Below are 17337 nucleotides of genomic sequence, written 5' to 3'. Positions count from 1 at the left end.
GTTAACCCTGCTTTGGCGTGATATAGCTATTCGGCTCAGCCAATTATTCTCTTATATTTGCAGCCTTTGAAATATTGAATATGAACTTTGTTGAAGAATTACGCTGGCGCGGTATGCTGCATACCGAAATGCCGGGTACCGAAGAAAAGCTGAGTAAAGGCATGAGTTCGGGATATATAGGATTTGATCCAACTGCCGATTCATTGCACGTGGGTCACTTAACCCAGATCATGACCCTGATCCATTTTCAGCGGGCTGGTCATAAACCGTATGCTTTAGTTGGTGGTGCTACAGGTATGGTTGGCGACCCTTCGGGTAAATCGCAGGAGCGTAATTTACTATCCGAAGATGTTTTGCAGCATAACCTGGAGTCGGTTAAAAAGCAATTGACCCGTTTTCTGGATTTTAACAGCGGTGCCAACAGCGCCGAAATGGTGAATAACTACGACTGGTTCAAGAATTTTACCTTCCTTGATTTTATCCGCGATGTGGGCAAACATATCACGGTTAATTACATGATGGCTAAAGATTCGGTAAAGAAACGCCTGGAAGGCGATACCGGAATGTCATTCACCGAGTTTACCTACCAGTTGGTGCAGGGTTACGACTTTTATTACCTGTGGAAACACCATAACTGTAGTATCCAGATGGGTGGCAGCGACCAATGGGGTAATATTGTTACCGGTACAGAACTTATCCGTCGTAAAGACAGCGGCGAAGCATTTGCCTTAACTACCAACCTGATCAAAAAGGCTGATGGTACCAAATTCGGTAAAACCGAAAGCGGTGCGGTTTGGCTGGATGCCGAGCGCACATCGCCATATCAATTTTACCAGTTCTGGTTAAATACTACCGATGTTGACGCGAAAGCGTATATCCGCATATTTACCCTGTTTGAACGCGATGCAATTGAGGCTTTGGAAGTGGAGCACGATGCAGCGCCACATACCCGGATATTACAAAAAGCGCTGGCAAAAGATATCACCATACGCGTACATGGCGAAGCGGAATATGAAAAAGCCATTAAATCATCCGAGTTTTTATTTGGTAACGTAGGTATTGAGTTTTTAAATGAACTAAATGATACTGAGGTGCTAGGCCTGTTTGCTGGTGTACCTAATTTTACCATCGCTTTAACCGAGCTACAGCAAGGTATTAATGTTAGCGATCTGCTGGCCGTTAAAACAGCGATATTCCCTTCAAAAGGCGAGGCCAAAAAAATGATACAGGGTGGAGGCTCAGCAATTAATAAAGTTAAAATTGGCACCGCCGACGATATTTATACTGCCGATGCTTTGATCAACAATAAATTCCTGGTAGTGCAAAAAGGCAAAAAGAACTACTTTTTAATTGTTGCTGAATAAGAAGTTATTAGATCAATAATCAAGAAGCGATGGGTTTTACACTCATCGCTTTTTTTATTGCTATAAATTTTGAAATACGACAAATGGTAATTATATTTGTATATATGTCGTACAAAACAAAAGTTGATAGCAAAAAAAATGAATTGAATGAGCCCATGGCAGCGTATGTTGTTCAGGCTCCGGTTCCTTCATTTTACCATTTACTGGAAGGGGCAAGGTCTGTAAAATTCTCTACAGATTTTGATATCATTAACCTGGCGCGTAAAGGTTTCCCTAAAAGTGTTTTGCTTTCATTAGCCAAAAAAATATCTCTCAATATACAGGAGCTGGCCAATATATTACACATCTCTGAGCGTACCTTACAGCGTTATGATGATAACGCCATTATCAAAACTGAGTACGCTGAAAAGGCCGTTGAGCTTGCTCGGCTGTACACCCGCGGCGAGGAAGTGTTTGGCTCCATGGATAAGTTTAAAATATGGGTAAAAACCCCGGGCCATGTATTTAAAGGTGAGGCCCCCGTTACCATCCTGGATACCTCAGCCGGCTTTGATATGGTTTTTAGAGAGTTGGGGCGTATAGAACATGGTATTTTTGCCTAATGGTTTTATATCGTATTGCAAAATGCCATTATGTGGATGATCTGAGCGGAACGGGCGCTCGTTTGTATGGCGGCCGGTGGAACAGCGAGGGCAAACCCATGCTTTACCTGGCTTCGTCGAGATCACTGGCGTATTTGGAAGTGCTGGTGCATTTGAATCCCCTGATTGTCCCTGCAAATTTTTGCCTTGCTCAAATTGATGTACCGGATTATAGTATAACACAATTAAACCCTGCTTTGCTGCCAGATAACTGGCAGGATGTATCAGGGCCGGTAGCGTTGAGGAAACTGGGCGACGAGTTTCTGAAAAAACAAGAATACCTGGCCATGCGGGTACCATCGGCCATAGTACCGGCAGAGTTTAATTATATCCTAAACCCTTTACACCCCGAAGCAAAGAACATCAAAATAGTGAATAAAGAATCTTTTAGCTTTGATGACAGGCTGATTAATTAGTCATTAAAAATAACGTAATGACAAAAAAGGGCGATAAGTTTTAACTTATCGCCCTTTTTTAATGACTTAATGATTATTATAGGTCGCTCAGCAGATCGAGTTTTTTGTGATTGTACTCTTCCTGGGATATCAGGCCGTTATCAAATAGCGTTTTTAATTTTTTTAGTTTTTCGGTAAGCTCATCCGGTTTTGGCGCTTCGTGCACAACGGGTGCAGGCGCTGGCGGAGCAATGGGAGATGGAGCTGGTTGTTGCGCTACTACAGGAGCTGGTGCAGTATAAGTTTGTTGTGCTGTAGCAGCATGGGCAGCGGCAGGATTATCAAACTGTATAGAGCCTGACTCGGCGCGTTTTTGTTCCAGATCGCGCTGGCGACGGGCCTCACGCTCAATTTCCTTACGTTCCTGAGCGTATTGGTATAATTTACGCCCCTGGATTTTTGGCAGGTAATCAACGGCCATTTCTGCGCCGTTGGTAGTTTTTACGCTGAATACAGCACCAATGATCTCTTCTTTGGTATGTACATCAACAATATCCTTCCAAACAAAATCAACAAACTTGATGGATAAACCCAGGTTGGCCGGGGTAAAAAACAATACACGTTTGTTGGTAATGGCAATGCAATCCGGAAATAAGTTTACTAATGGCTTTTTCTGAACCGCTATATAAATGATCTCTTCACCAGAAGATAGCAGGTCCACCAGACGGGAGTATACTTTTTCAACTGCTTTAGGATCTTGTTCCTCGTTTAAAAATTTCTCAATCATGTTTTTAGCATTTATGATGCGTGCAAAAATAATAATAATACCGGTTAAAAGACAAGATTTTAGTATCGAGTATCAAGTATCATGACTTTTTTAAAACCGATATGGCCATACCAAAAAGTCGTGATACTTGATACTAACTACTTGATACAAAAATGCATTAAGCAATCAGCAAATTACATCCGCGGATGTCCGACTGGTCAAATCTGCCCAATACCTCAAATGCTCCATCGGTGTTGATCTTACCCAGATCCTGTGTGGCAATGAATGAGCAGGAGTTGATATTAGCCAGATCGATCACATTGATACCGCCCGTTTTGCCCTTTGCTAACGCACTGATCGGGTCGTTAGTATCACGGATAATGATTTTCATCCAGGATGGGCATTCAAAAATACCATCGCCTTTGGAGTAGGCCTGTGATAGTAGTTCAGTCATACCGTACTCCGAATGTATATGACTTACACCGAAGCCTTTACATAGGGTGTCATGCAGTTCCTCACGGATCATCTCTTTACGCCGGCCTTTCATACCGCCGGTTTCCATCACAATCAACTCTGGGAAATTGATCTGGTAGCTTTCGATAAAATCAAGCAAGCCAAAGGTAACACCTATTAAAAGCGTGGGACGTTTGGCTTCCTGTTGTTTTTGCAGTTGCTGGTATAATTCGTCGTGATTGTATAAAAAGAAACCGCTGTCGGGGTTTTCGGATTGTTTGATCAGGTCATCAACCATGTAAATGAGCGACGAACCTTCGCGCTCCAGGTATGATGGCAACAGAGCGAGTACCGTATAATCTTTGATATCGCCATAAAACAATTGAAACGCATTACCGAAACTATCCTCATACCAGGTTTTATCGCTTATCAAATGACTGCTGGTAACCATGCCTGTTGTGCCCGAACTGGTAAAGGTTAATTGAACCGGGGCATCGGTGCTGAGAATCCGGTGCGATTTGAAAAATTCTATGGGTAAAAAGGGGATCTGGTCAACTGAAGTAATTTTATCTGCATCAATCCTCAGGCCCGAAATAAATTGCCGGTAAACGCTACAGTTTTTGGCTTGGTGCCGAAAGATTTGCAGGGTTGTTTGATCAAAATCGTCGGTGCTGTTGATAGAAAATATCTGCTGTTTATCCGGTGTGCTCATTATTGGCAAAGATAAGGATTTCAGATGTGCAGATTATCCGAATCTCCATTGCTAAGATTCAAACAAAAAACAAATGACCGTTGGCTTGCACAATTATGTAAACAAGTATACGTTTTGGGGGTTAGTAATTATATATACATTGTACAAATTGTAATTTTACCCCATGAAAACATTAAAATTTTTGAAGTTCCCATTGATCCTAAGCTTGTTTTTTGTGCTGATATCGGCCAAAGCAGGCGATAAAGAAACGGAACGTGTGCATAACGCTGCTAACGTATTAAAAGAGTTTGGTAAAATGAAAGAGACTATTCCGCATCAGTTAATGGAGCAGTCTGAAGGAATTGTTATTATCCCTAAAATGATCAATGCGGGTTTTGGTATTGGCGGTAAACGGGGCAGAGGCGTTGCCATGGTAAAACTGGCTAACGGCAAATGGAGCGACCCGGTATTTGTAACCTTAACCGGTGGTAGCTTTGGTTTGCAGATTGGCGTACAATCTGTCGATCTGATCCTGGTATTCCATCACAAAGGTGTACTAACCAAAGTTGAAAACGGCGATTTTACCATCGGTGGAGATATTTCGGCGGCGGCAGGTCCTGTTGGTCGTAGTTCTTCTGCAAGTACTGATTATAAACTGGAGGCCGAAGTTTACTCGTATTCACGCAGCCGCGGATTATTTGCCGGTATAACTATTAATGGTTCAAACCTGGCTATTGATAAAAGCGCTATCGCTAATTTTTATGGCGATAAATCTACCTCGCAGGAAATTTTTGCTTCATCAAAAAGTGATAAAGAAGGTGTTGCTGTGCTGAAAGAGGCTGTAAGCTCTTTTTAAGAATAACAGAAATGAAAAATAAAAATGCCCGGATTGAATGGTCCGGGCATTTTTATTTTAAGATTTTCCGAAGGCTTTTTGCAGCAACACGCCCGAGAGCGCTGCGAAACCGCTTACCAGTCCGCCGATTATCCCGGTGATCACGAGGAGGTAACCCCAACCCGGTAAATGAAATAGCAGGGCCACCTTTTTGGCCAATATATGATCATTAGGGATGCTTTTAAACAAAGCCAATACTATCCAAACAATAAACACCGCTAAAAAACCCGACCAAAATGCCTGGCCCGATGTTTTGCCGATAAAGAAAGCTGCCGAAAACGCTGCTATAGCCACTACCCACCAGGGTAAAAAGAAACCGCTTGCAAATGATAGTATGAGTATGATGAGGAATAACATGATCTTATATTTTATTTGAGGGTATCAAGTAGCTAGTATCAAGTATCAAGATAACTAAATTTTCTGATGATTTTCAAAAGTCGTGATACTTGATACTAGCTACTTGATACCTATTTACTGTTTATAGTTAATGTTGTTTTGATACGATCAGACATTTCATCGGCCGACTGCAGGAATAGCAACTCTTTTAGTTGTCCCTGTTGCCATGTTTTTAGCATGTCGTCATAGAAAAAGCTGCCGGGGTTACCCGATTCGCCGCCGGGTAAAATGCCGTAGCCTTTTACTGTTGGCCCCATTTGTACCACCATACGCCATGACGGGCCGTGCCCGCCGGTTAAAGCGTTAACAGTTGAACCTGTGCCTCCTGTAGCAAAGTTGCCCGAGCTGAATGCTTCCTGACGTGTAAGGTGTGCGACCTCCATTTTTTTGACCGAACCCCATTCCCAGCTTTTGCCTGGTTTACCGTATTGTTTGGTTAAATCGCCGATAGCAGCTTTGAAAGCCTGGGTTACTATATCGGTACAGGTTTCTTTTGCTGGGGTACGGATATCATCAAACCACTTGGAGTTGGGCTCTTTTAGTAAGAGTTGCTCGGTTCTGTCAACCGATGGATAGTTTTGCTGCATATCTTTAGCCGCAAACTCATCACTCCAGATCATATTGTAAAGCTTGGCCCACCAGTAACCGAGTATGGTAGCTCCGATGGAGTTGGCGGCGAAATCCTTATTCCATGTTTTTGCAATACCAAGCGCTGTTAATTGGGTTTGATCCAATTTGGAGGGATCGACATATTTTAACATGGTTGGTAAAATATCCTGCGCGCGGATGCTGTAAGTGTCAGTTTGCAGGATCCGCATGCTGTCGACCGTAGCTTTTTGCATAGCGGTGAGCCTGTCGTTTATCCGTTTGCCACGTTCATATGGGGCAAACGACCAGTTGATATAGTATGGGTAGGTAGGATCGGTGGATGATTGATTGGCCGAACTGACAAAGCCGCGTGGTGGATTTTTAACCGTGGGATTTTGATCAAAAGGGATCCAGCCATGCCAGTCGTCGGCTGGGTCTGAGCCATCCAGTATAAATTTACCCTGGTCGCGGTATTTTAAAGGGTATTTACCATTGGGGGTGATAGCGATATCATTATCCTTACTGGCAAATACAAAGTTGGATGCAGGGGCGTTAAAATAAGTAAGCGCTTTGCGGTAATCGGCATAGTTTTTACCCCGGTTTAAAATATACATGGTCATCAACTCGTCCGATTCATCATGAGCTATCCATCTTAAGGCATCACCCACAGGTACAAAATCATGTGAACCTGCAGTTTTCTTTGTTTTATCTTCATAAACCACCGGGCCATGATGGGTATAGATCACTGTATCGTACAAAGGCTCCTGTCCGCGAATGTTGATCACCTCTACACGCCTGTTAGTTTTGTTCCATTGGTTATTATACCAATATTCTTCTTTTTTATTATCCCTAAACTTTACCTGGTACCAATCCAGCACATCGGCATCTACATTGGTGATACCCCAGCTAATGTTATTGTTAAAACCCAGAATAACGGTGGGCGAACCCGGTAAGGATACTCCGTAAACATTTACAGATGGCGCAGTAAGTTGTATCTGGTACCATATAGATGGAAAAGTAAGATCAAGATGCGGGTCGTTAGCTAAAATAGGGTAACCATTGGCGGTTTTGCTGCCAGATACCGCCCAGTTATTACTGCCGATGCCTTCTTCTTTAACAGCACGTTTAACACTATCGTTCATCAGACCCAAAAAGTTGGCTGAAGGATGAGGGATGGGCAGCGGTTTAAAATCCCATTTGGTACCCACCGGGATAATCGGATCTTCATGCATGGGGTAATCCGGGAACAGATCATTGGTGGTTTTAGAACCGAAGCGCCTTAAAATATTGGTCATGGCAAATTCGTTGGAGCCTCCGGCCAGGGTTTCACTCATCAGTTTGAGCAAAAAGGCACAGTTGATCGGTTTCCACTCTTCGGGTGCATAATCCAGCATTTTAAATTCAATGGGATACTGTCGCGGGTGCAGGCGGTGAATGTAAGCGTTAATACCATCGGTATAAGCCAGGATCATCTGGCGTACGGCCGGTTCACTCATCATGGCCTTTAGGGTTTTTTCGGCGCCATACACCATACCCATGCGGCGATGGTAACGGTCCACCTCCAGTAGTTGCGGGCCGAGTACCTCAGCCAAGCGACCTGCGGCCTGGCGGGTTTGTATATCCATTTGCCAAAGGCGCTCTGTTGCGGTTATATAACCCTGTGCATAATATAGATCGTGCTCGTTATCGGCAAAAATATGAGGGATACGGTTCTCATCATACTTAATAGTTACTTTGCCGGTAAGGCCTGGCAGCATCAAGTGGGTAGTTGGTAAGATATTCTTGCTTTCGGCATTTTGCCAAAAACCATTGGCAGGACTTAAAAAATCACCAAGGGGTGGTACAGGCCCAAATTTTTTTTGCAGTGCCCAAATCAGGATCAGTGTAAAGGCGATGGATAAAAACGCTTTTGTAAACTTCATATGTTAGTATCAAGTAATTAGTATCAAGTATCAAGACCGAATTGAATATCGATGTATATGGTTTAATTTAGAATCGAGATTTCAGACAGAGTGCCTAAAGCAAAGTAGTCTTGATACTTGATACTAATTACTTGATACTTGACTTGCTATAAAGTTACTGTTTTAATACACATCCTCAAGCTTTGCTTTGTGCTTATAATGTTTTTTGTAAGGATTATTGTCGTAACCGGAGGACCGGCCTTCTTTGCGATATTCCCAGGGTGGGGTAGGATTGACATCCTGCCAAAGGCCCAGTTTATTTTCGCGGGCATTTTGCTCCAGTTGGGCTAATTCGGCACTTTGCGAATAAGCTTTGTACTGCCAGGCAAAACCATTTTTTACCAGCTGATAATTTACATTAGTGCCATCGGGTAAAATAACCATAGCAACAGTACGGCCGTAACGATCTTTAGTGTTGCCTATCAGCGTAACATCCTTACCAAAGCAAAGATCGGAAGTGAATTTTTTGGCCGCTTTACCAAATGCTTGAGATTTTTCTGGACAGTCAATTTCGGCCAGGCGAACGGTAATTTGCTGGTTATCATTGCTGAGCAAACCCAACGTATCGCCATCTTTTATTTTAACTACTTTGTATTGATTAGCAGGCCTGGGGTTACAACCCCATAATAGGAACAGACAGATGAGAAGGCAGGTGTGATACTTTTTGAACATTTTTCAAATGTGCAGATTTTTTTACAATTGTTTGTTTTGAATGGTGTTCAAAAAGGCTTCGCTGTTTGGATTTTAAATGCTCCGATGATTAAAGAAATTTTATTTTGAATAATCGAATTTATAACTATATCTTTAGTTGTAAAATATCCCATGAAAATATTACTTATCAAAACATTGCTTATTGTAGGGCTCCTTTGCGGCTATTTTGCTATTGCGCCTTCGGCACAGGTTGTTAAAAAGAATGCCGCGTTAATAAAGCAGATCGATTCCATGTTTAAGACCGATCAGTTCTGGCGCAAGGAATTTGCAAAAACCCAACGAAAGGAGAAATCGGCCTATAGTGATGAAACAATTCAAAAAAGATGGGCTGAGACAGACAGTATAAATGAGCTAAAAGCCAAGGCTATCATCAAAAAATATGGCTACCCGGGGTATGATCTGGTTGGCGGTTCAAGCGGTAGTTTTTGGGCCATTGTACAACATTGCGATGATGATGTGCCTTTTCAGGAACGGGTACTTGCTTTGATGAAAAAGGAGGTAGAAAAAAACAACGCGGATAAGGAGAATTATGCTTTATTGACCGACCGGGTACTTGTTGGCAAACATCAAAAGCAAATTTACGGTACTCAAGTAAATGTTGATCCTAAAACTCGTAAAGCAATACCTCTGCCCTTGAAATACCCTAAAGAAGTAAATAAGCTACGTAAACAAATGGGTATGGAGCCTTTAGAAAAATATCTTAAAAGCTTTGAATGATCTGTAGATCACGCAAATGGAACTTTATTGTTTTATCTTTGTTGCTTTAATGTTAACCATAAATTAAGTATCCTGATGGGTAAATTTACCATACCAGACAAAGTACTGTATGTATGCGTTGGTAGCAAATGCGGAAAGCGGGGTGGCAAGGATATGTTTAAACTGGCTAAAGCATACGCCAAGCATCATCACGGTCCCGAAGACATAGAAATTATAGAGACCGAATGTACAGACAGGTGTAAATACGCGCCCATATGCAGTATTCAGCCTGGTAACACCTGGCTAAAAGAATATCACCCCAAAGATGTATTGAAACTGATGGATCTGATATAGTCTCTCTAAATCTCCCTTTTGAAAGAGCACACGTGTTGGAAAGACTTAAATCGGCTGTCATTTCGAACGAGGTACGAGGAGAAATCTTCTTCGACATGTCATTGCTTCTTGTTTTAATGCAGAAGATTTCTCTTTCGCCCCAACGCTTTTCCCAACTCTGCTCTATCGAAATGACATCATTTTATAGAATTTTGCACTTCTAGGTACTTGTGTCTTGAAGGGGGCTATAAAAAAAGACCTTTGCATCAACAAAGGTCTTTTTGATTTTCAAAAGTCTTTTTAGAGGGGGCCTTTTACGCCTCGCTATCGTATTTGATCTGGCCAACGTTTTTGTCGATCTGCCATCTGCCGGTACCTTCTTCGCCAATAACTTCAAACAGTTCAAGGGCGCGACGGGCTTTGTATTCTTCTTCACGTTGTTCTTTCAGGAACCAGTTCAGAAACTCCATGGTCACAAAATCCTGCTCTTTCATGCAACGGGCATAAATATTTTTGATGGATTGTGTGACGCTGATCTCCTGATCCAAAGCTTCTTCAAACACTTCGCGGAAAGAGTTATATTCCTGTTTGATGCCGGTAACTTCGGGAGATATAGCGTTGCCGCCCATATCCAGGATGTATTTATAAAATTTTAACTGGTGAACTCTTTCCTCTTCAGCTTGTTTAAAAAAATAGTCGGACGAAAAGTCATAACCATTACGGTTACACCATGAAGCCATGGATAAATATATAGATGAAGACAGGGCTTCTTTTTTTACTTGTTGATTTAAAAGCGCTTCAATCTCAGTTGAAATGAGGCTTTTTATGCGGAGTAGATCTTTCATAGTAGTATTAAATTGAACAGTAATTATAACTTGTTGCAGGTATTATGATACAATAATAATGCTATAAGTTAATATAACTATAATTTAAAGATAATATGAATTTAGTATTAGTCTAAATAGTTAACTAGCTATGCTACAGAGACGTTCATGCAGGATGTGATTTAACTCCAGCATGACAAAAGTACCTTCCAATAATTCTTTCAAAGCTATGATCTGTAATAGTGATAATACATAGCAATGATCGCAGGCGCAGATAAAAATGATCTCCACATCGGGGTCTTTGGTGGTATTGAGCAGGGCATGCTCAATATCGATATGATAAACCGACTTACGCAGCTTTAACAGGCAGCGATAATCGAATTTGGCCACCTTTCCCGCAAAATCAACATACCAGCAACGCTCGGCATCGCATTGGTAAATAGCACCGGTCGATGTTTTAAAAACATCTGTCCAGTGGTTGATGGTTGGAGTAGAGGCTATCATATCTGGGCACAAAGATTATTATTATTTATAATTAATCCAAATAAAGCCCTCGATTTTTTATTAACATACCGCAAAAGGGTATGGAAAGCTGATGCCGGATACTGGATTTTGAGATTTTTGGATTGGGGGAGCAAAGATTTTTTCTTTTGTTATTTCTCCAAAAATCTTTGCTCCCCCAATCCAAAAACAATACATTAGGCTCAGCTTACACAGTATAAAATGAACAATATAAAAGCCTGTATTTTTGACCTCGACGGTGTAATTGTTGATACAGCCATATACCATTATAAAGCCTGGCGACGCCTGGCCAACTCCCTGGGTTTTGATTTTACCGAACAACAGAACGAACAGTTGAAAGGCGTAAGCCGTGTACGATCCTTACAGCTGATATTGGGTTGGGGCGGCGTAACCAAAACTGAAGCTGAGCAGGAGCAACTGGCCACCCAGAAAAATATCTGGTATATGGACATGGTAAACCAGATGACACCCGCCGAAATATTGCCCGGCGCACGCGAGTTTGTACAAAGTTGCCGTGATGCGGGCATCAAAACCGCCCTGGGTTCCGCGAGTAAAAATTCCATGACCATTTTGGAGAAGCTGGAGATAGTACACCTGTTTGATGCTATTATCGACGGTAATAAAGTGAGCAAAGCCAAGCCCGATCCCGAAGTATTTTTAAAAGGTGCGGAGGCACTGGATATAGAACCGCAATATTGCGTAGTATTTGAGGATGCCATTGCCGGTGTGGAGGCAGCCAAAGCAGGCGGTATGAAAGCCATTGGCATAGGCGACCCCAAGGTGTTGTATGAAGCTGATTTGGTGGTGAGTGGGCTGAATGAGATGACTTTAGACAAATTATAACTTTTATATACTAAACCCCAAACGCGTCATTGCAAGGTACGAAGCAATCTCTACATAGGCAGGTCACTTACAACTGCTCTGTGCAGCATAGAGATTGCTTCGTACCTCGCAATGACGGTAGAGTAGAAATTTTAAATGAAAAACTACATAAAACCAGATGAGTGGAGCATTATTGAAGAAGGCTTTGATCCGCATCATCATCAAATATCAGAGAGTATATTTAGTTTGGGCAATGGCCGCATGGGTCAGCGTGCCAATTTTGAGGAAGCTTACAGCGGACAATCATTATTAGGCAACTATGTGGCTGGGGTTTATTATCCCGACAAAACCCGGGTAGGCTGGTGGAAGAACGGCTACCCCGAATACTTTGCCAAAGTGCTCAACGCCGCCAACTGGACGATCATCGACATTAATCTGGATGGTGAACAACTTGATCTGGCCAACTGTGTGGTAAGCAATTTCCGCAGGGAACTGAACATGAAGGAAGGCTTTCTGAAAAGAAATTTCAGCGCCAAAACAGCCGGTGGTAAAGCGGTGGAGGTTGAGGCCATCCGCTTTTGCAGTATGGTGGATGACGAATCGGCTGCCATAAAATATACCATTACCCCCGTAAACTTTAGCGGCAACATTACCCTGACACCTGCTATCGACGGCGATGTAGTAAACAAAGACTCCAATTACGACGAAAAGTTTTGGGACGAAATAAGTAAAGCCAACCAGTCCGATGGTGGCTACGTGGTGATGCGCACCAAAAAAACAGGCTTTGAAGTTGCCACAGGTATGAAGTTCAGCCTTTTACAGAATGGACAGCCTGTGCCGGCTAATGCAGAAACCATCGCCAAGGAAAAATATGTGGCTTCGACTATAACCATACAGGCGCAGCAGGGGCAAAGCATCAGTATCATAAAATACGTGGCTAACCTATCTTCCCAAAATCATAAACCGGAAGAATTGGTTGGGCACCTGAACGACACCCTGACCCGTATCAGCGCTAAAGGTTTTGAAACCATGCTGGCCGAACAAGCCGCGGCCTGGGCCAAAAAATGGGAGCATAACGATATTATTATCGAGGGCGATGTATCGGCCCAGCAGGCCATCCGCTTTAATATATTCCAGCTCAACCAAACCTATACAGGTGAGGACGATCGCCTGAACATCGGCCCCAAAGGTTTTACCGGCGAAAAATACGGCGGCTCCACCTATTGGGACACCGAAGCGTACTGCGTGCCCTTTTACCTGGCCACTGCCGATCAAAAGGTGACGCGTAACCTGCTCCTGTATCGGTACAAACAATTGGGTAAAGCCATAGAGAACGCTGCCCTGCTGGGTTTTAAAAACGGCGCTGCCCTGTACCCCATGGTAACCATGGATGGCACCGAATGTCATAACGAGTGGGAGATCACTTTTGAAGAGATCCACCGCAACGGGGCCATCGCTTATGCCATTTTTAACTATGTGCGTTATACTGCCGATGAAGCGTACCTGGCCGATTATGGCTTGGAAGTGCTGATAGCCATTGCCCGTTTCTGGTCGCAAAGGGTAAGCTGGTCGCAGGCTAAGCAGCAATATGTGATGCTGGGCGTAACCGGGCCAAACGAGTACGAAAACAATATCAACAACAACTGGTACACCAGTACGCTGGCTACCTGGTGTATGGCGTATACGATAGAAGTTATTGAAAAAGTAAAAGCTGCCGATAAAGCCAAATATGATGCTTTGGCTACCAGGATAAACTTTAACGAAGCCACCGAAACATCACGCTATAAACACATCATCGAAAAGATGTACTATGGTTACGACGAAAAGCTGCAGGTGTTTTTACAGCAGGATGGCTACCTGGACAAAGAACAGATCCTCGTAAAAGACCTGCCCGCTGCCGACCGTCCGCTGAACCAGAAATGGAGCTGGGACAGGATCCTGCGGTCGTGCTATATCAAACAGGCCGATGTATTACAGGGCATTTACTTTTTTGAAGATAGATACGATCTGGAAACCATCCGCCGGAATTTTGATTTTTATGAGCCACGTACCGTGCATGAATCTTCATTATCGCCCTGTGTGCACGCCATATTAGCCGCCAAACTGGGCGATGAAGCCCGTGCTTACGAGTTTTACCTGCGCACCGCCCGCCTTGATCTGGACGATTATAATAATGATACCGAAGATGGCTGCCACATCACCTCGATGGCCGGCACCTGGATGTCGGTAGTAGAAGGTTTTGGAGGGATGCGTGTCCGCGATGGAAAACTGTCTTTCCAGCCATTTATTCCGGCAAAATGGTCATCGTTCTCGTTCCATATCGGTTTCAGGGGGGCGTTACTGAATATTAAGGTAAGTAAAGATGGTGTGCAGATCAAAAATGCATCAGATAAACAAACTATAGTGGTGGTTTATGGAAAGGAGCAAACAATGGCCGCCAATGCAGAAGTAAGGGTTAATATCCATTGAAATGAATAAAACACAGCGTATTATATTGGCTGTTATCGCCGCGGTTGCCTTCGCCTTGATCATGCGGGGCTTATTTGCTTTGGGTCTGAGTGGGCTTTACAGCGTAATGACGGTTACCTTTTTGCTGGGCTTGCCATTTGGCGTGGGCTTTTTGACCGTTTATTTATGTAAAACGGAAACAATCTCGTATTCGGCAACGGCCTTTTTTATACCATTTATCCCCATATTCATCTTCTTTATCATAACACTCTTTTTCAAGGTTGAAGGCCTGGCTTGCTGGCTCATGATCATGCCCATTTTTTTAGTCCTGGCAGGATTAGGTGGTATCACAGCCCGCTATTTTAAATTAAAAAAGCGGGATAAAAATAAAAGCTTTGTTTACGTGATATTGCTGCTGCCACTTTTCCTGGCCCCGATAGAAAAAATGATAGGCGCCATTCCCGGTACTTATCAGGCCTATACCGAAATTGATATCCACGCCTCCAAAGATCAGATCTGGAAAAATGTGACCCGTGTACGGGCCATTGATCAAAAGCAGGATAGTGCGGCTTTTACCCGCTTTTTAGGTTTTCCGCGACCCATTAAAGCAGAGCTGGATAAGGAAGCAGTAGGCGGCAAACGCAAAGCCATATTTGATAAAGGTTTGGTATTTGACGAAGTAGTAACCGCCTACAAACCCCTGCAATCCATGACCTTTACCATCCATGCCAATCCGTATGATATCCCATCAACTACGATGGATGAGCATATTGTAATTGGAGGCGACTTTTTTGATGTGCTTAACGGCACCTATCAGTTAGAGCAGGTAGACGCGCATCATTGTAAACTACGTTTGTTTAGCACCTTTAAATTAAATACTACGTTTAATTTTTATGCCGGTATATGGGCCTCCTGGATAATGAAGGATATTCAGCAAAATATACTCAAAGTGATCAAAGAGCGGTCGGAGTCGACGCCTGTTCCTACAGCGTCTTTACACCAATAAACAATCACTAAACAAAATCAAAGAAAAAGTCTTGATACTTGATACTCGCTACTTGATACTAAAAAATGAACAAACTCATCATATACCAATTACTACCCCGCCTGTTTGGCAATGCGCAAACACGTAATAAGGTCAACGGCTCCATCGAGGAAAACGGCATTGGTAAACTGAACGACATCAGCGACAAAGCCCTGCAACAGATCAAAGCCATGGGTTTTACCCATGTATGGTACACTGGTGTTATCGAACACGCTACCATGACCGATTATACTGCCTATGGCATCGCCAATGACGATCCGGATATTGTGAAAGGCAGGGCAGGCTCACCTTATGCCATTAAGGATTATTATGACATTGCGCCCGATCTGGCAGTTGACGTCAACAATCGTATAGCCGAATATGAAGCTTTGATCCATCGCACGCATAATAATGGCCTTAAAGTGATCATGGATCTGGTGCCCAACCATGTGGCCCGTACCTATGCCTCAGACGTAAAGCCTGCTGATGTTCGCGATTTTGGGCAGGATGACGACAAGGGCAAAGCTTTCGATCCCCGGAACGATTTTTATTATATCCCCGGTCAGTCTTTTGTAGTGCCATCGGGCTATAATCCCGGCGGGGACGAATTTCACAGCCCTTTGAAAGATGGCCGCTTTGATGAAGATCCCGCTAAGGCTACGGGTAACGACGTATTCAGCGCTACCCCGTCAATAAACGATTGGTTCGAGACCATGAAACTGAACTATGGGGTCGACTATATGAATGGCCGCTACGGTCATTTCGACCCTATACCCCCTCTGTGGAATAAGATCTACGACATCCTGACCTACTGGAGCCAGAAAGGCGTTGACGGTTACCGCTGCGATATGGTAGAGATGGTGCCCACCGAGTTTTGGGCCTGGGTTATCCCCAAACTAAAAGCAGCCTATCCTGGTACCATATTCATCGGTGAAGCTTACGATAAAAACAAATACGGCGACTATATTTTTAGAGGCGGATTTGATTATCTGTATGATAAGGTGGGTTTGTACGATGCGATACGGCGCTTAACCCGTAACGAATATGGCGCCAGCACCTGGGAGATCAATAACGTATGGAATACCCATTGTCATGGCATCGATCAGCACATGCTGCGCTTTATGGAAAACCACGATGAGCAGCGCATCGCCTCCCGCTATTTTGCAGGCGACGCCTGGCTGGCTGTGCCTGGTATGATCGTAACGGCTACCATGAACACCGGTCCGGTCATGATCTATTCGGGTCAGGAAGTAGGTGAACCTGCGCTGGGCAACCAGGGTTTCAGTGGTGACGATGGTCGCACGTCCATCTTTGACTATTGCGGCCTGCCCGAACATCAGAAATGGCTCAATAACGGTGCATTTGATGAGGCAAACCTGTCCGAAAGTCAAAACAACCTGCGCGGCTTCTATCAAAAACTATTGATCAGCGTAAAAGATAATGAGGCTTTGAGCAACGGACTTTTTTATGAACTGATGATGGCCAATGAGCATCAGCCGGGCTTTGATCAGTTATTATATATCTATCTGCGCTATACCGCCGAACAGCGTGTATTGGTGATCGCCAACTTTAACCGGACAGAACGCGAATTGGTTGTTAAAATGCCCGATGATCTGCTCGGTAAACTAAACCTAAGTGGGAAAACAGAGTTTACCGACCTGCTCAGCGGGGTGAAATTCGATACCGACGAGATAAAAAATGGTGTAGAAGTGAAAATACCTGCGTCGAGCGGGTTGTTGCTGGCGTTTTAAGGTGTGATTGTTTTTATTTTTTGTCATCCTGAGCGATAGCGAAGGATCTTCTTCTG

General features: G+C 43.5%; 17 protein-coding genes. 10 read left to right on the top strand and 7 right to left on the bottom strand.

Annotation, left to right across the window (positions count from 1 at the left end):
- Positions 1–80: 80 nt before the first annotated feature.
- The 3 genes from tyrS (at position 81) to AC57BQ_RS15995 (ending at position 2421) form a co-directional block, all read left to right on the top strand.
- Positions 81–1364, top strand: a complete 1284-nt coding sequence (gene tyrS, locus AC57BQ_RS16005) for a tyrosine--tRNA ligase (RefSeq protein ID WP_496407244.1) — start codon at positions 81–83, stop codon at positions 1362–1364.
- 104 nt (positions 1365–1468) lie between these two features.
- Positions 1469–1966: an Xre family toxin-antitoxin system antitoxin gene (locus AC57BQ_RS16000; RefSeq protein WP_496407243.1), complete on the top strand. Its 498-nt coding sequence runs from the start codon at positions 1469–1471 to the stop codon at positions 1964–1966.
- Positions 1966–2421 carry an RES family NAD+ phosphorylase gene (locus AC57BQ_RS15995; protein ID WP_496407242.1) on the top strand — a complete coding sequence of 152 codons (456 nt, stop codon included), beginning with the start codon at positions 1966–1968 and terminating at the stop codon, positions 2419–2421. Before AC57BQ_RS16000 ends, AC57BQ_RS15995 begins: the two co-directional genes overlap by 1 nt.
- 76 nt (positions 2422–2497) lie before the next feature.
- On the opposite strand, the gene AC57BQ_RS15990 is transcribed toward AC57BQ_RS15995, so the two are convergent.
- Together AC57BQ_RS15990 and AC57BQ_RS15985 are read right to left on the bottom strand one after the other, a co-directional pair.
- Positions 2498–3187: a PH domain-containing protein gene (locus AC57BQ_RS15990; RefSeq protein WP_496407241.1), complete on the bottom strand. Its 690-nt coding sequence runs from the start codon at positions 3185–3187 to the stop codon at positions 2498–2500.
- 157 nt (positions 3188–3344) lie between these two features.
- Positions 3345–4331: a LuxE/PaaK family acyltransferase gene (locus tag AC57BQ_RS15985; protein WP_496407240.1), complete on the bottom strand. Its 987-nt coding sequence runs from the start codon at positions 4329–4331 to the stop codon at positions 3345–3347.
- A gap of 163 nt (positions 4332–4494) precedes the next feature.
- On the opposite strand from AC57BQ_RS15985, the gene AC57BQ_RS15980 reads away from it, so the two are divergent.
- The gene (locus AC57BQ_RS15980) at positions 4495–5166 is read left to right on the top strand and encodes a lipid-binding SYLF domain-containing protein (protein ID WP_496407239.1); all 672 of its coding nucleotides are present in this window, start codon (positions 4495–4497) and stop codon (positions 5164–5166) included.
- 57 nt (positions 5167–5223) lie between these two features.
- On the opposite strand, the gene AC57BQ_RS15975 is transcribed toward AC57BQ_RS15980, so the two are convergent.
- The 3 genes from AC57BQ_RS15975 to AC57BQ_RS15965 all read right to left on the bottom strand — a co-directional run bounded on the left by AC57BQ_RS15975 (position 5224) and on the right by AC57BQ_RS15965 (position 8822).
- Positions 5224–5562, bottom strand: a complete 339-nt coding sequence (locus AC57BQ_RS15975) for a hypothetical protein (protein ID WP_496407238.1) — start codon at positions 5560–5562, stop codon at positions 5224–5226.
- Between the two features lie 110 nt (positions 5563–5672).
- Complete coding sequence (locus AC57BQ_RS15970; protein ID WP_496407237.1) at positions 5673–8111, bottom strand: penicillin acylase family protein; 2439 nt, start codon at positions 8109–8111, stop codon at positions 5673–5675.
- A gap of 162 nt (positions 8112–8273) precedes the next feature.
- On the bottom strand, positions 8274–8822 hold the full coding sequence (locus AC57BQ_RS15965) for a thermonuclease family protein (protein WP_496407236.1): 549 nt from the start codon (positions 8820–8822) through the stop codon (positions 8274–8276).
- Between the two features lie 150 nt (positions 8823–8972).
- Between AC57BQ_RS15965 and AC57BQ_RS15960 the strand changes: the two genes are divergently transcribed.
- The gene (locus AC57BQ_RS15960) at positions 8973–9578 is read left to right on the top strand and encodes a DUF6624 domain-containing protein (RefSeq protein ID WP_496407235.1); all 606 of its coding nucleotides are present in this window, start codon (positions 8973–8975) and stop codon (positions 9576–9578) included.
- Between the two features lie 75 nt (positions 9579–9653).
- A complete protein-coding gene (locus tag AC57BQ_RS15955) occupies positions 9654–9911 on the top strand; it encodes a (2Fe-2S) ferredoxin domain-containing protein (protein WP_496407234.1) in 258 nt (85 codons plus the stop codon).
- Between the two features lie 293 nt (positions 9912–10204).
- Here AC57BQ_RS15955 and AC57BQ_RS15950 read toward each other — a convergent pair whose 3' ends face one another.
- Positions 10205–10735 (bottom strand): ferritin, encoded by a 531-nt coding sequence (locus AC57BQ_RS15950; RefSeq protein WP_496407233.1) that lies wholly within the window; start codon positions 10733–10735, stop codon positions 10205–10207.
- 120 nt (positions 10736–10855) lie between these two features.
- Positions 10856–11218: a hypothetical protein gene (locus AC57BQ_RS15945; protein ID WP_496407232.1), complete on the bottom strand. Its 363-nt coding sequence runs from the start codon at positions 11216–11218 to the stop codon at positions 10856–10858.
- A gap of 219 nt (positions 11219–11437) precedes the next feature.
- On the opposite strand from AC57BQ_RS15945, the gene pgmB reads away from it, so the two are divergent.
- From pgmB to AC57BQ_RS15925, 4 genes are all read left to right on the top strand, one after another.
- Positions 11438–12079: a beta-phosphoglucomutase gene (pgmB, locus tag AC57BQ_RS15940; RefSeq protein ID WP_496407231.1), complete on the top strand. Its 642-nt coding sequence runs from the start codon at positions 11438–11440 to the stop codon at positions 12077–12079.
- Positions 12080–12214: 135 nt separating this feature from the next.
- Positions 12215–14527 (top strand): glycoside hydrolase family 65 protein, encoded by a 2313-nt coding sequence (locus AC57BQ_RS15935; RefSeq protein WP_496407230.1) that lies wholly within the window; start codon positions 12215–12217, stop codon positions 14525–14527.
- 1 nt (position 14528) lies between these two features.
- Positions 14529–15512 carry an SRPBCC family protein gene (locus tag AC57BQ_RS15930; protein ID WP_496407229.1) on the top strand — a complete coding sequence of 328 codons (984 nt, stop codon included), beginning with the start codon at positions 14529–14531 and terminating at the stop codon, positions 15510–15512.
- 65 nt (positions 15513–15577) lie between these two features.
- A complete protein-coding gene (locus AC57BQ_RS15925; protein ID WP_496407228.1) occupies positions 15578–17281 on the top strand; it encodes an alpha-amylase family glycosyl hydrolase in 1704 nt (567 codons plus the stop codon).
- Positions 17282–17337: the final 56 nt, after the last annotated feature.

It is taken from the genome of Mucilaginibacter sp. BGA-UO-ETr-C110, assembly GCF_059567985.1.
Note: the sequence above shows the minus strand (reverse complement) of the source record. Positions and strands in the feature narration are given on the sequence as shown.